This window comes from Desulfocurvus sp. DL1XJH-121 (genome assembly GCF_054819825.1).
In genome coordinates this window covers 45446-60841 of the sequence record NZ_JBTVWW010000015.1, presented here as the reverse complement: position 1 = coordinate 60841, position 15396 = coordinate 45446, and the positions used below count along the sequence as shown (strand labels likewise).

Here is a 15396-nt window from a genome sequence, read left to right as displayed (position 1 = left end):
GGCAAAAAATGGTCATATCCCTGGAAGCTAGCAACAACCGTTCCCCGCCGGACGCGAAAAGGCCCCGGCGCGGGGCCATGGCCTGGGACTTCGGCCGTACACAGCGCTGGCGGGTGCTTGGGGCGCCGTCTCAGGCTGTTCAGAAATGTGCGATTGCAAGGCGCAAGGAAAATGCAAGACCGACGCGTATTCTCATACGCGAGGTTTTGCATTTTTCGCAGCAACGCAGCAAGCGTGCGTTTATGGACAGTCTGAGGAACGCACGAAGCGCACCATGCTCCTGTCGCGGTCGGCGGTCAGGTCCACGAAGTGGGTGGAGCAGGAGATGCACGGGTCGTAGGCGCGCACCAGCATGCTGGTTTTGAGTTCGATGGTCGCCTCGTCGTCCCCGGCCAGCTTGGGCACCAGGGCCTCCAGGTCCATCTGGATGTTGGCGTGGTTCTGGTTGGTGGGGATGACGCAGTCCGCGTGCAGCATGCGCCCGCGCTCGTCGTATTCGTAGCTGTGGAAGAGGATGCCCCGGGGCACCTCCACCGCGCCCACGCCCCGGCCCGCGCGCGGGGCGATCTGCGGCGCGGGTTCGGCCTTGACCCCGGCGGCGAGCAGGGCGTCCAGCAGATGGATGGAATCCTCCACGGAATGGGCGCACTCCACGAGCTGGGCGTAGCTGTTCATGTAGGGGTTGTGGCAGGGCGCCTTGAGCCCCAACTTGCGGGCGAAGGCCCGGGCCAGGGGGGTGAGGCGCTCGTGGTTCTGGTTGAAGCGCGCCAGCGCCCCGACCATGATGGAGCCGACCTTGTTCCTGGTCCACTTGGCCGTGGACTGGGGCACGGAGTACTCATTGGTGATGTCGCGGTAGTAGAGGCCCGGCCGGGTCTGGTCCAGGCTGGTGCCCACCTCGCCCCAGTACATGGCGTACTCCGCCGGGGAGTCCAGGGCCATGTATTCGGTTTCGCGCTTGAAGTCCGGAACGGCCCCGCGCACGGCCGCGAACAGGTCCGAGGCCGCCTCCAGCCCGGGGATGGAGTCCTCCAGGAGCTTTTTCAGGGCCAGGAGCTCCTCGCGGGTGGGGATCTTGGTGAACCCGCCGGGGACCAGACGCTGGGGGTGCGTGGTGCGCCCGGTGACCGCGCGGCTGAATTCGTTGGCCATCTTGTGCAGGGCGATGAGGTTCAGGAGCTCGGCCTTGTGGGTCTGGGCCAGGGGCACCACCGAGCCCACGCCCATGAGGTCCGGCAGCACCAGATAGGCCACGTGCAGCAGGTGGCTCTGCAGGTTCTCGGCGTGCAGGGCCAGCTTGCGCAGCCTGAGCGTCTGGTCCGTGACCACGATGCCCATGGCGTCCTCGGTGGCCTGGATGGAGCACAGCTGGTGGCCGATGGAGCAGATGCCGCAGATGCGCGAGACGATCTGGTGGATCTGGCGGTAGCTCTTGCCCAGGATCATGGCCTCGAAGAAGCGCGGGGCCTCGGGCACCTCCCAGCGGCAGGCCTTGACCTTGCCCGCCTTGTCCAGCTCCACGATGATGTTGCCGTGGCCCTCCACGCGGGTCAGGTGGTGGACCTCGACCTTTTTGGGCGCTCCGGCCTTCTGGTCCGGGGTCTTGCTCGGATCCTTTTTGGTCTTGGCCGTTTTGGCGGCGATATTGGCGCTCATATGGCTGTGTCCCTCGGGCTGCGGCCGCCTCGATGCGGGGCCGCTGGTTTCAGGCTTGGAACAAGGGATATGCATGTTTGCAACGAATCGGTCCGTTTATGCGTATGCGCATACCCCGAGGCTCCTGTTCCGGGGCTTTCCGGGCCCCGGAGCCCTGTGCCGGAAATTTATTTCGGGGCGTCCTACAGGGGCGCGTTGGTGTACCCCAGATACATGCGCATCAGATCCTGGACCTGCAGGCGCGAGAACCCGGCGCGGTCCTCCATGACGTAGCGGGCCGCGTCCAGGTTGGCCCCCGGTACCAGGCCCCGGCAGCCCCAGCAGTGCGCGCCCTCGGACACGCAGGCCGCGCCGCAGCCCCCGCGCGTGATGATGCCCAGGCAGATGCCCCCCTGCTCGTAGCGGCAAACGTTGCCCGCGGCCTTGCACTCCACGCACACGGGGTATTCGGGCAGGGTGGGCGGCTTGCCCAGGAGCAGCTCCTTGGTCACGCGCAGGAATTCGTCGCCGTCGATGGGGCAGCCCGGGATCTCCGCGTCCACATGCACCACGGCCTTGGCCGGGCGCGCGGCGTAGGTGGGGTAGGCCCGGGCCATGTCCCCGTAGACCAGCTCCCGGTACTGCATCTCGTCCATGAAGTTTTTCATGCAGTTGACCCCGCCGATGGCCGCGCACGCGCCCAGCGCGATGACCAGGGAGGCTTTCTCGCGGATCTCCTTCAGGCGCGCCTCGTCCTCGGGCCGGGTGATGGAGCCCTCCACGAAGGCGATGTCGTAGTCGTCGGACTGCTCGGTCATGACCTCGCGGAAATTCACCAGCTCCACGTGCTCCAGGAGCGCCAGGAGCTTCTCCTCCAGGTTGGCCACCTGCAGTTGGTCCCCCTCGCATCCGGCGAAGTCGAAGAACGCCAATTTCGGTTTGCGGGCCATGGTTCCTCCCCTCGGCTAGAGGGCTTCCTTCAGGGGTTCGATGTCCGTGTAGCGGAACACCGGGCCGTCCATGCAGGCGTTGATGCCGTTGATCTGGCAGTGCCCGCATTTGCCCAGGCCGCATTTCATCTTGCGCTCCAGGGAGACGTAGATGCGGTCCGGGGAGATGCACTGGTCCGAGACGCAGGAGCCGATGACGAACTTGTACATCACCGGCGGGCCGACCATGGCCACGTAGGTGTTCTCCACGTCCAGGCTGACCTTGGGGAGCAGTGTGGTGATGACCCCGGTGTCGCCCCGCCAGGACTCGTCGCCCTGGTCCACGGTCTCCAGAATCTCCACGTCCTTGCGCGTGGAAAGCTCTTCCATCTCGCTGGTGAAGATGCGCTCGGCGGGCGAGCGCGTGCCCACCAGGACCACGATCCTGCCGAACTCGTCGCGGTGCTTGAGCTGGTAGCGCAGCAGGCTGCGGAGCGGGATGTAGCCCAGGCCCCCGGCGATGAACAGGGTGTCCTTGCCCACCAGCTCCTGCACCGGGAAGCTGGTGCCGAAGGGGCCTCGGATGCCGACCTTGGCCCCCAGATCCATGTTGTGCAGGGCCATGGTCACGGAGCCGATGCGCCGCACCGCGATCTCGAAGGTGTTGGTGCCGGCCTTGGGCCGGGAGCTGATGGAGAACGGGGCCTCGCCCACGCCATAGCAGGAGACCTGGATGAACTGCCCGGGCTTGTGGGCCAGGGGGCGGCCGTTGTCCTGGCTGAACTCGAACAGGGTCACGAAGTCCGACAGGCGCTCCTTGCGCACCAGGGTGGCCGGGCGCGGGGCGTAGGGAGTGAATTCCGTGAGCGGGGTCATCGGGCGGCCTCCTCCCAAAGTTGGTTGTACACGGCCAGGGGATTGGCCACGCGCGCGGTGCAGGCCTTGACGCAACGGCCGCAGCCCACGCAGCCTAGTTCGCCCAGCTGGTCGTAGACGTATTTGCCCTTGCGGAAATAGCGGTGGCGGTAGCGCTCCATGGCCCGGCCCCGGAAGTTGTGGCCTCCGGCCACCTCGGCGAAGGGCCGCAGCATGCAGGCGTCCCATTCGCGCCAGCGGCGGCCCTTGGTCAGGGTCTCGTCCAGCTCTTCCTTGATGTCGAAGCAGTAGCAGGTGGGACAGACCAGGTTGCAGGAGCCGCAGGCCAGGCACATGGTGGCGCGCTCCCGCCACAGGGGCGAATCCCAGGACTTGGCCAGCAGCGCGGGCAGCTCCTGCCAGGGGAAGGCCAGCTCGCCCAGCCCCGGGGAGGTGCGGATGCGCTCGCGCACGCGGCGCGCGGCGTCGTACTGCGGGGCCGAGGCCGCGGCCAGCTCCCCGGCGGCCATGAGCAGGTCCTCGCCCTTTTTGGTGCCCACCTCCGCGAAGAAGGTGGCCGGGCCGATGCGCGTCCAGAACAGGTCGTAGCCGATGTCCGCGCGGCCGCCGCCCATGCTGGGCCAGAAGGCCTCCTTGGCCACGCGCATGGGCTCCATGGCGAAGATGATGGTGTTTTCCCGGCGCTTCAAATAGTTGCGGTCCGGGCTCCCGGCCTCCATCAGCTGGTCCATCTGGGCGATGGCGTTCAGGTCGTAGGGGTGGACCCCGAAGAGCAGCTGCCTGGGCGCCTCGAACACGCCCTGGGCCGAGTAGTCCCGGGTGTCGAAGGTCACGAGGTTCTCTTTGGGCGGCAGGAGGTGGCGCTTGAGCGGGTTCACCGTGAGGTCGTAGTCCCAGGCGACCACCGTGTCCGGCGACCAGGGACGGAAATCGTAGACGCCCCCGCCGATGTCCGTGGGCACATGCACGGCGTAGCGGCGGCTCCAGAGCTGGAACAGCCCGGGCAACTGCTCCTGGTAGACGATGTAAGCAGCCATGGCACCTCCCGTCGCCATCCCCGGCGGGAAGGCGAACGGCCGCAGGAAACCGTACGGCGCCCGTTCCCGCGGGGGAAGGAAAACGCTAGAAACATCGAGAAGATGTCGTATGGGGGGACCCTGAAACAAGGGTCAGGCCTTTGCAGCTATACCACCAGAGGCGCTTTTGCAACACCACCTGGGGCAATTTTGCGACTGCTAAGGACGGAAGCGATGCTTTGGAAGGGGGAAAATCTGATGATACGGTAAGACGGTGGAGGGGTTTTTACGAAACGCGCGAAAGATGGCCTAGCGTAATTACGAATGGGTAAAGTTGCACAATGTGCAGAAAGAGCCCCGGGCGGGGCCCGGCGCCGTTAGGCGCCGAGCACCCCCGAGTGCCGCATGCGGGCGATTTCAGCGCAGACCGCCTTGGAGCGCTCTTGGGACCCGAGCTTGGTCAGCTCGGAGGGAGGGATTTCCCCGCAGGACGAAACCTTTAACCGGCGCATCTTCTTGCGGCGGATGGTCACTTCCTTGCCTTGGAACACGGCCCGGGTGGGTTCCACCCAGGAGCAGATCAGGTGCTTGCGATCCTTTCTGAGTTCGATGGTCATGTTTGAGGTTCTCCTTGGTTACAGTACGCACCTGGCAATGACACATTAATAGCAATAAGCATGCCCGTGCGCATCTGTTCACAAGGTTTTTTGTGTCGGTTCGTCGGTCGGCGGCGGCCCGGCGGGTGGCCGGGTGGCCGCTGCCGGCCGGTCCCGGCCGCCCAGCCAGGATGAAATCCTGCTTCTCGAATCGAGAAAAGCCCGTACCACGTCCGGGTCGTAGCGCTTTCCGCCGTTGCGGACGAGCTCGGCGCAGGCCTCCTCGAAGCCCAGGGGGGCCTTGTATGGGCGGGGCTGGATCATGGCCGAAAAACTGTCCGCCACGGCGATGATGCGCGCGCCCGCGGGGATGGCCCGCCCGGCCAGCCCGTGGGGGTAGCCCGCGCCGTCGTAGCTCTCGTGGTGGTGCAGAACCACGTCCGCAATGCCCCCGGGTCCACCTAGAGCCTTGACTGGCTTGAGGATTTCCGCGCCGATGACCGGGTGGGTCTTGATGATCTCCCATTCCTCGGCGGTCAGGGGGCTGGGTTTCTTGAGCACGCAATCTGGGATTCCGATCTTGCCAATATCGTGCAAGTGTCCGGCAATATGAATGGCCTCGGCTTTGCGCGGAGAAAAGCCCAGGCGCAGCGCCAGGATTTCGCTGATGACCGCGACCTCTTCGGAATGTTCGCAGGTGCAGGTGTCCTTTGCGTCCACGGCGTTGCCCAGGGATTCCGCCAGCTGGTGGATTGTCGGAGCGAGATTTTCGCCGGATAAGGTTTCCTGGAGCGAGAGGGGTGCGGCGCCGAGCTTGGGAGCGGATGAGTGTGCCATGTTACGTGTCTTTCGGCATCTGGCCGGTGTTTCCTGGGACAAGCGTAATTTATTGATACTGAGTTTCATTGTCAACAAATATCCGCAATGTCGCCTTTGCAGGTGCGTAAAGGAACCATTGCGCCAGCAGGGCGGTGACGAAAAACCCCGCCGCCCGTGGGTGCGGACGGTTGGACAAAGGGCGGGCGGGGCTGTAAGCCTGCGGCATGGCGCACAACAAGGGGGCAGGCATGGCCAAGGTCTATTTCATCGGCGCGGGCCCGGGAGACCCGGAACTGATCACCGTCAAGGGGCGGCGGCTCATAGCCGAGGCGGGTCTCGTGCTCTACGCCGGGTCCCTGGTGCCCCGGGACGTGGTGGCCTGCGCCCGGACCGACGCGCGGGTCCTGGACTCCGCACCCATGACCCTGGAGGAGACCCACGCACTGCTTGTGGAGGCCGTGGCGGTCGGGAAGTGCGCCGCGCGCGTGCATACCGGCGATCCCTCGCTGTTCGGGGCCCTGCGCGAGCAGATAGCCCTCCTGGACAGGGACGGCGTGCCCTGGGAGGTGGTGCCGGGAGTCACCGCCGCCTTCGCCGCCGCAGCGGGCCTGGGGGTTTCCTTCACCGTGCCCGGCCGGACCCAGTCCCTCGTGTTCACCAGGGCGCCGGGGCGCACGCCCGTTCCCGGGGACGAATCCCTGGCCGCCTTCGCGGCCCATGGCTGCTCCCTGGCCGTGTACCTGTCCACCGGCCTGGCCGGGGACGTGCAGGACGGCCTCCTGGCCGGGGGCATGGATATAACGACGCCCGTGGTGGCCGCGCACAGGGCGGGCTGGCCAGATGGGCAGAGCGTGCGCACCACCCTGGGTGAGCTGGCCGCGACGGTGGCGGCCCAGGGCTGGAAAGGGCAGACCGTGTTCCTCGTGCTGCCGGGCGAACCGGGGGGCGAGGCCGCTTCATTGCTCTATGATCCAGCCTTTGCACACGGTTATCGGGACGCCGAATCCTGATGTCCGATTTTTCGGACTTTTCTTCTTTCCATTCAAATCCACAGGCCGTATCCTTAGGCTTGGCACCGTATTTCGCGCGGCGCCATGGGGATGGAACGGTTCTTGATTGTTCCGGGCATCCCATACGCCCCGGGCCGCCCGAGGGCCCGAGGAGAGATGCATGCATCCTACGCATTACAGGTTTCGGATCGGACGCGGGCTCGTCGTCCTGGCCGTCTGCCTCGCCGCGCTGCTGGCGCTCGCGCCGGCGGCGTTCGCCATGGGCGCGGACAAGGACGAGGACAGCGAGCGGGCCGCGCCCGGCCTGGTGCGGGCGAACATCCTGTACCTGAATTCCTACCACGACGGCTATTCCTGGTCCGACGAGATTCTAGACGGCCTGCGCAGGGGCCTGCGCGGCAACCCCGGGGTGGAGCTGCAGGTGGAGTACATGGACCTCAAGCGCTACCCGCGCGCCCAGACCATGCCGCTGTTGGTGGACCTCTACAAACAGAAGTTCCAGGACAAGCGCTTCGACCTCGTGGTGGTCTCGGACAACATCGCCTTCGAGTTCTGGCAGAAATACGGCCAGACGCTGTTCCCGGGCCTGCCCATGGTCTTCTGCGGGGTCAACGACATGCAGCGCGTGGACTTCGCGGGCCAGAAGAACCTCACCGGAGTAATCGAGAACTTCGACGCCGAGTCCACCCTGAACGTGGCCCTGTACCTGCACCCCGGGAAGACCCGGCTGGTGATCATCGGCGACTCCTCGGTCACGGGCCGGGCCATCATGAACCAGGTCCTGTCCGTGCGCGACCGCTTCGCCGGGCACCTGGAGTTCGTGCCCTGGACCAAGTTCAGCCTGCAGGAGCTCAGGGCCATGGTGGCCCGCGCGGGGCGGGACACCATGTTCTACTTCATCCCCTTCTACACGGCCCTGGAAGGGCGGTTCTATTCGGCCCAGGAACTCCTGGAGATCGTGCACCAGAGCACCGACGCCCCCATCTACACCAACTGGGAGTTCCTGCTGGGGCACGGGGCCATGGGCGGCAAGATGCTCTCGGGCCGCAGGCACGGCAGGCTGGCCGCGGAGTTCGCCCTGCGCATCCTGGGCGGTGAAAAGGCCGAGGACATCCCCATCAGGGACGTGGCCGACTCCCAGTTCGAGTTCGACTACAAGGTCCTCATGCAGCACGGCATCAAGCTCAAGTCCCTGCCCCCGGGCAGCAAGCTGATCAACGAGCCCAAGGCCTTCTACGAACTGGACAAGCAGGTCTTCTGGACCATCATCGTCAGCTTCGCCCTGCTGCTCATGACCACGGTGCTCTTGGTGCGCAACATCATCCGCCGCCGGGCCGTGGAGCGCCGCATCCAGGACCAGCTGTCCTTCCAGGAAATCCTCATGGACACCATCCCGCAGCTCATCTGCTGGAAGGACCACAAGAACAGGTTCCTGGGCGCCAACAGGTATTTCCTGCGCTTTTTCGGCGTGACCGATCCCGAGGGCCTGGACAGGCTGGAGGGCGAGGTGGCCGAGAACTATCAGGTCTATTCCGAGTGGGCCAACCGCCTGAACAAGCAGGTCATGCTCTCGGAAAAGGCCATGCCGGGCATCAAGCGCACCATCCCCAACGTCCACGGCGAGGTCCGGCAGTTGGAGATCAAGAAGGTCCCCCTGCAGGACAAGCGCGGCCGGGTGGTGGGCACCCTGACCACGGCCGAGGACGTGACCCGCTCCGTGAACCTGGAGAAGCAGCTCCTGCAATCCCAGAAGATGGAGGCCATCGGCAACCTGGCCGGAGGCATCGCCCATGATTTCAACAACATCCTCACGTCCATCATCAACTCCATCGAGTTGGCCCTGATGGACGTGGACACAAGCTCGCCCACGGGCAAGGACCTGGGGCGCGCGCTCAAGGCCTCCCAGCGGGGCAGCGCCTTGGTCAAGCAGATCCTGACCTTTTCCCGGCCTTCCAAGGAGGGCGTGGTGCCCACGCGCATCCAGGACGTGGTGCGCGAGGCCCTGGGGTTGCTGCGGGCCTCCCTGCCCAGGGCCATCACGGTCAAGGACCACGTCACCAGGGGCCTGCCCCTGTGCATGGCCGACCCCAACCAGATCAACCAGATCGTGATGAACCTGTGCACCAATTCCTTCCACGCCCTGCGCGATACCGGGGGCACCATCACCATCTTCCTGGGCGAGGAGTTCCTGGACGGCGAGGCCGCCGAGCTGCGCCGCGTGGCCCCGGGCCGCTACGCCAAGCTGGTGGTGGCCGACGACGGCCCGGGCATCCCCCAGGATATCATGGACAAGATCTTCGACCCCTTCTTCACCACCAAGGGCAAGGCCGAGGGCACGGGCCTGGGCCTGGCCGTGGTCCTGGGCATCGTGCGTGGCCACCAGGGGGCCATCGAGGTGGAGAGCCGCCCGGGCTACACCGCCTTCACCGTGCTCATCCCCGAGCACGCGGGCGAGTACGAGGCCCGTTCCGAGGTCGGGTCGGATCTGGTCCAGGGCTCGGGGCACCTGCTCTTCGTGGAGGACGACGAGGACCAGTTGGAGGCCGTGCCCCGCGTGCTGGAGAGCCTGGGTTACACCGTGACCCCGGCGCCCAACGCGGCCGCGGCCCTGTCCATTGTGGACAGCGACCCCGACGGCTTCGATCTGGTGATCACGGACTTCGACATGCCCGTGATGAACGGGCTGGAGCTGGCCCGGGCCCTGGGCAAGGAGATGCCCGGCGTGCCCGTGGTCATCGTCACGGGCCGCGAGCGGGCCGTGGAGCATGCGGGCGCCATGGACAACGTGAGCCGCATCGTGCTCAAGCCCTACGACAGGACCACCATAGGCATGGCCATCCGGGAGGTGTTGACGAGCGATGAGCGATCAAACTGAAACCTTCGGGCGCATTCTGGTCATCGACGACGACCCCGAAGTCTGCGAAACCATGCGCAGCCTGCTGGGCAGGATGCTTCTGGAGAGCGAGACGGCCGGGTCCCTGGGCGAGGGACTGCGGGTGCTGGCCGAGGGCCAGTTCGACCTGGTCTTCCTGGACGTGCGCCTGCCCGACGGCAATGGCCTGGACGCCCTGCCGGACATCAAAGCCATGCCCGGGGCCCCGGAGGTCATCATCCTCACGGGCCAGGGCGACCCCGACGGCGCGGAGCTGGCCATCCAGGGCGGGGTCTGGGACTACCTGGTCAAGCCCTCGCCCATCAAGCAGACCATGCTCAGCGTGCAGCGGGCGCTCAAGTACCGCCTGGAGAAGCAGGGCTCGTCGCCCGTGGCCCTGAACGTCAGCGACCTCGTGGGCCGCAGCCGGGAGATGCGCCAGGTCTACGACTTCATCGCCCAGGCCGCGCGCAGCCACGCCGGGGCGCTCATTAACGGAGAGACCGGCACGGGCAAGGAGCTCACCGCGCGCATCATCCACGACAACAGCCCGCGCGCCGTGCACCGCTTCATGGTGGTGGACTGCGCGTCCTTCACCGAGACCCTGGTGGAATCCACCCTGTTCGGCCATCGCCGGGGGGCCTTTACGGGCGCGGAAAAGGACCGTACCGGCCTGGTCAAGCTGGCCGACGGGGGCACCCTGTTCCTGGACGAGGTCGGGGAGATGCCCCTGGCCGTGCAGAAGTCCTTTTTGCGCGTGCTGCAGGAAAAGCGCTTCCGCCCCGTGGGCGAGACCCGCGAGGAGAAGAGCGACTTCCGGATCATCGCGGCCACCAACCGCAACCTTGAGGACGAGGTGCGCAAGGGCAATTTCCGCGAGGATCTGCTCTTCCGCCTGAAGACCATGAGCATCACCCTGCCGCCCCTGCGCTGCCGCAAGGACGATATCCGGCACCTGGCCGTGTATCACGTGGGCAAGCTCTGCGAGCGCTACGAGATGCCCGAAAAGGGCTTTGGCTCGGACTTCTTCGACGTCCTGGACAGCTACGACTGGCCGGGCAACGTGCGCGAGTTGTTCAACGTGCTGGAGCGGGCCTTCGTGGCTGCGGGCCGGGAGAGGACCCTCTACGCCATGCACCTGCCCAACGAGGTGCGCATCAGCGTGGCCAAGGCCAGCCTGGGCGGCAAGGCCGCCCCGTGCGAACCGTCCTCCCGGGCGGAAGGGGAGGGCGGTGCGGAGCCCGTGGCCAGCCCCCCGGCCATGGACACCGTGGACGCGCTCCTGGCCAGGTCCACGCCCACCCTCAAGGAATTCAAGTCCATGATGGAAGGGCGTTACCTTGAGCAGTTGATCACCATGTATGAAGGGGACTTGAAGTCCATACTGGAAGTTTCCGGCCTGTCGCGGTCGCATTTCTACGCTTTGCTCAAAAAGAATGACATTCAACTCAAGCAGGAATAAATAACATGAAGAGACCCAGGTCCAGTCTGGTTTTCCGGACAGGACCGTGGATTCGAAAAGCAGAAGATTGCGGCTGTCGCCCTGGTGGAAAGTCTTTTTTTGCGTTTCACCCCTTGGAATGCGCCTTTCACCGAATGAACGCTTGCGACGGGGCGTCGGCGCTGGTTTCATGCCGGGGCCGGGGCTTCTTTTGTCCGATTTGCCGGACGGAATGGGTTGCGAGTGATATATGAATGGGGTACTGGTTGCGCGTTCAAACGGTCGCCACGGCGGGCCCTTGTGAATCTGAGGATGGCACGGATTTTGTTTGTAAACCCCCGATAATGGGGCCGCCGGAGCGAACCGGTATGCATGTCCGGTGACGACAATTCGTCATGTCAATAAAAGGAGAAGTCAGGTATGTCCAAGAAAATGAAGACGATGGATGGTAACACAGCCACGACGCATATTGCCTACGCAATGTCGGACTGTGCCGCGATCTATCCCATCACCCCCTCTTCAACCATGGGCGAGGTGGCCGACGAGTGGGCCGCCCAGGGCCGCGAGAACATCTTCGGCCAGAAACTGTTCATCCGCCAGATGCAGTCCGAGGCCGGCGCGGCCGGCGCGGTGCACGGCTCCCTGTCCGCGGGCGCGCTGACCAGCACGTTCACCGCGTCCCAGGGGCTGCTGCTGATGATCCCCAACATGTACAAGATTTCCGGTGAGCTGCTGCCGGGCGTGTTCCATGTGTCCGCCCGCGCCATCGCGGCCCACGCCCTGTCCATCTTCGGCGACCACCAGGACGTCATGGCCTGCCGCCAGACCGGTTTCGCCATGCTGGTGTCCAACTCCGTGCAGGAAGCCATGGACATGGCCCTGGTGGCCCATCTGTCCGCCATCGAGTCCAGCGTGCCCTTCATGCACTTCTTCGACGGCTTCCGGACCTCCCACGAGATCCAGAAGATCGAGGTCATCGACTACGAGGACATCAAGAAGATCGTGAACTGGGAGGCCATCGAGGAGTTCCGCGCCCGCGGCGCCAACCCCGAGCGCCCCGAGATCCGCGGCACCGCCCAGAACCCCGACATCTACTACCAGGGCCGCGAGGCCGCCAACCCCTTCTACAATGACGTCCCGGCCATCGTCGTGGATAGCATGAAGAAGGTCGAGTCCATCACCGGCCGCAGGTACCGCCTGTTCGACTACGTGGGCCATCCCGAGGCCGAGCGCGTGATCATCGCCATGGGCTCCGGCTGCGAGACCATCGAGGAAGTGGTCAACCATCTGGTGGCCGGCGGCGAGCGCGTGGGCCTGGTCAAGGTCCGCCTGTTCCGCCCCTGGTCCTCCGAGGCGCTCCTCTCCGTGCTGCCCGCCACCGCGAGCACCATCACGGTCCTGGACCGCACCAAGGAGCCCGGCGCCCTGGGCGATCCCCTGTACCAGGACGTGTGCACCGCCTTCATGGAAAAGGCCGAGATTCCGACCCTGGTGGCCGGCCGCTACGGCCTGGGCTCCAAGGAGTTCCGCCCCGCCATGGTCAAGGCCGTGTTCGACAACATGAAGGTCTCCCAGCCCAAGAACAAGTTCAACGTGGGCATCGAGGACGACGTGACCAACACCTCCCTGGAGATCGGCGAGGTTCTGGACACCACTCCCGAGGGCACCGTGCAGTGCAAGTTCTGGGGCCTGGGCTCCGACGGCACCGTGGGCGCCAACAAGAGCGCCATCAAGATCATCGGTGACAACACCGAGATGTACGCGCAGGGCTACTTCGCCTACGACTCCAAGAAGTCCGGCGGCATCACCGTGTCCCACCTGCGCTTCGGCCACAAGCCCATCCAGTCCACCTACCTGGTGAACCAGGCCGACTACGTGGCCTGCCACAACCCGGCCTACGTGCACGAGTACGACCTCTTGGACGGCATCCGCAAGGGCGGCACCTTCGTGCTCAACTGCCCCTGGACCGGCGAGGAACTCGACGAGCATCTGCCCGCTTCCATGAAGCGCAAGATCGCCGCCAAGGGACTGAAGTTCTACACCATCGACGCCGTGAAGATCGCCGGCGAGGCGGGTCTCGGCGGGCGCATCAACATGGTCATGCAGACCGCCTTCTTCAAGCTTGCCAAGGTCATTCCCTTTGAGCAGGCCGTGAAGCTCTTGAAGGACGCCATCGTGGCCTCCTACGGCAAGAAGGGCGAGAAGATCGTGAACATGAACCACGCCGCCGTGGATAACTCCGCCGCCGCCCTGGTGGAGGTCAAGATCCCCGCCGCCTGGAGCGAGGCCGCCTGCGACGCCGACGGCGCGACGGGCGACCCGGCCTTCATCAAGGACGTGGTCCGTCCCATTCTGGCCCAGAAGGGCGACGAGCTGCCCGTGTCCGCCTTCAGCGCCGACGGCATCTTCCCGGTGGGCACCTCCGCCTTCGAGAAGCGTGGCGTGGCCATCAACGTGCCCGAGTGGATTCCCGAGAACTGCATCCAGTGCAACCAGTGCTCCTTCGTCTGCCCCCACGCGGCCATCCGCCCGGTGGTGGCCACGGCCGAGGAGCTCGAGGGCGCTCCCGAGACCTTCAAGACCGTGGACGTGAAGGGCGCCAAGGAACTCAAGGACATGAAGTACCGCATGCAGGTCTACGCCCAGGATTGCCTGGGTTGCGGCAACTGCGCGGACATCTGCCCCGCCAAGGAGAAGGCCCTGGTCATGAAGCCCCTGGCTTCCCAGCTGGACGCCGAGGTGGCCAACCTGGCCTTTGCCGAGGCTTCCATCGCCGACAAGTCCGACCTGCTGGAGAAGCGCGACAACGTGAAGAACTCCCAGTTCTTCCAGCCGCTCATGGAGTTCTCCGGCGCCTGCGCGGGCTGCGGCGAAACCCCCTACGTGAAGGTCCTGACCCAGCTGTTCGGCGAGCGCATGGTCATCGCCAACGCCACGGGCTGCTCCTCCATCTGGGGCGCTTCCGCTCCCTCGTTCCCCTACACGGTGAACAAGAACGGCCACGGCCCGACCTGGGGCAACTCCCTGTTCGAGGACGCCGCCGAGTACGGCTTCGGCCTGTTCCTGGGCCTGTCCCAGCGCCGCAACAAGCTGGCCGACCTGCTGACCAAGGCTCTTGAGGCCGACCTGCCCGCCGAGTTCAAGGACGCGGCCAAGGGCTGGCTGGAGACCAGGGAAGACGCCGACGAGTCCAAGGCCTACGGCGACAAGATCCGCTCCCTGCTCTGCGAGGTGGCTCCCACCCCGCTCACCGACGAGATCTTCGGCATGGAGGACCTGCTGACCAAGAAGTCCTTCTGGATCTTCGGCGGCGACGGCTGGGCCTACGACATCGGCTACGGCGGCGTGGACCACGTCCTGGCCTCCGGCGAGGACATCAACATCCTGGTCATGGACACCGAGGTGTACTCCAACACCGGCGGCCAGTCCTCCAAGGCCACCCCGCTGGGCTCCATCGCCAAGTTTGCCGCCTCCGGCAAGAAGACTGGCAAGAAGGACCTCGGCGCCATGGCCATGACCTACGGATACGTATATGTGGCCTCCGTGGCCATGGGCGCGAACAAGCAGCAGATGCTCAAGGCCTTCAAGGAGGCCGAGGCCTACAAGGGGCCCTCGCTGATCATCTGCTACGCCCCCTGCATCAACCAGGGCATCCGCAAGGGCATGGGCAAGACCCAGTTCGAGGAAGAGCTGGCCGTGAAGTCCGGCTACTGGCCGCTGTACCGCTACAACCCCGAGCTGGCCGACGAGGGCAAGAATCCCTTCCAGCTCGAGAGCAAGGCTCCCGACGGCACCCTGCAGGAGTTCCTGTCCGGCGAGAACCGCTACGGCCTCCTGGAGCGGACCTTCCCCGAGGAGTCCAAGAAGCTGCGCTCGGCCATCGAGTCCGACTACCTGCAGCGCTACGAGCAGTTCAAGGCCCTGGCGGCCCTGGAAGTGCCCAGTATCTCTGTGGATGCCACGCCCAAGGGCGGCGACGTGAAGGCCGGCGCCTGCACCTCCGCGGGCGCCGAGCAGGCCCGCCCCAAGAGCGGGGAAGCCTGCGACGACGGCCGCAAGGGCTAAGCGCAGATACAGCCATCGATTACCTCCACACCTGACCAGGGCGGGCGGGACGGCGAAAGCCGTCCTCGCCCGCCTTGTTTTTTCTTCCGCCGGGGCGAGAATGCGGCTACCATGGGACCAAACCAGGCTCCCGTGGA

General features: G+C 65.5%; 10 protein-coding genes. 4 read left to right on the top strand and 6 right to left on the bottom strand.

The annotated features are described in order from the left end of the window. Positions 1–240 precede the first annotated feature (240 nt). The 6 genes from ACYYG1_RS11520 to ACYYG1_RS11495 all read right to left on the bottom strand — a co-directional run bounded on the left by ACYYG1_RS11520 (position 241) and on the right by ACYYG1_RS11495 (position 5958). Positions 241–1656, bottom strand: coding sequence for a Ni/Fe hydrogenase subunit alpha (locus ACYYG1_RS11520; RefSeq protein WP_461210460.1), 1416 nt, complete (start codon positions 1654–1656; stop codon positions 241–243). Positions 1657–1838: 182 nt separating this feature from the next. Further along, on the bottom strand, positions 1839–2585 hold the full coding sequence (locus ACYYG1_RS11515) for an NADH-quinone oxidoreductase subunit B family protein (protein ID WP_461210459.1): 747 nt from the start codon (positions 2583–2585) through the stop codon (positions 1839–1841). Between the two features lie 15 nt (positions 2586–2600). Then, complete coding sequence (locus tag ACYYG1_RS11510) at positions 2601–3440, bottom strand: FAD/NAD(P)-binding protein (RefSeq protein ID WP_461210458.1); 840 nt, start codon at positions 3438–3440, stop codon at positions 2601–2603. After that, positions 3437–4477 (bottom strand): 4Fe-4S dicluster domain-containing protein, encoded by a 1041-nt coding sequence (locus tag ACYYG1_RS11505; protein WP_461210457.1) that lies wholly within the window; start codon positions 4475–4477, stop codon positions 3437–3439. The genes ACYYG1_RS11510 and ACYYG1_RS11505 overlap by 4 nt, the downstream gene beginning before the upstream one ends. 356 nt (positions 4478–4833) lie before the next feature. Then, positions 4834–5073, bottom strand: coding sequence for a hypothetical protein (locus ACYYG1_RS11500; protein ID WP_461210456.1), 240 nt, complete (start codon positions 5071–5073; stop codon positions 4834–4836). Positions 5074–5151: 78 nt separating this feature from the next. Next, positions 5152–5958, bottom strand: a complete 807-nt coding sequence (locus ACYYG1_RS11495; protein ID WP_461210455.1) for an HD-GYP domain-containing protein — start codon at positions 5956–5958, stop codon at positions 5152–5154. Positions 5959–6119: 161 nt separating this feature from the next. Here ACYYG1_RS11495 and cobM point away from each other — a divergent pair, with 161 nt between their 5' ends. The 4 genes from cobM (at position 6120) to nifJ (ending at position 15259) form a co-directional block, all read left to right on the top strand. Further along, positions 6120–6881: a precorrin-4 C(11)-methyltransferase gene (gene cobM / locus ACYYG1_RS11490; protein WP_461210454.1), complete on the top strand. Its 762-nt coding sequence runs from the start codon at positions 6120–6122 to the stop codon at positions 6879–6881. 160 nt (positions 6882–7041) lie between these two features. Continuing rightward, entirely contained in the window at positions 7042–9756 is a 2715-nt protein-coding gene (locus tag ACYYG1_RS11485) for a hybrid sensor histidine kinase/response regulator (RefSeq protein WP_461210453.1), read from the top strand. Further along, entirely contained in the window at positions 9740–11215 is a 1476-nt protein-coding gene (locus ACYYG1_RS11480) for a sigma-54-dependent transcriptional regulator (protein ID WP_461210452.1), read from the top strand. Before ACYYG1_RS11485 ends, ACYYG1_RS11480 begins: the two co-directional genes overlap by 17 nt. Positions 11216–11614: 399 nt before the next feature. Further along, complete coding sequence (gene nifJ / locus ACYYG1_RS11475; RefSeq protein WP_461210451.1) at positions 11615–15259, top strand: pyruvate:ferredoxin (flavodoxin) oxidoreductase; 3645 nt, start codon at positions 11615–11617, stop codon at positions 15257–15259. Positions 15260–15396 lie beyond the last annotated feature (137 nt).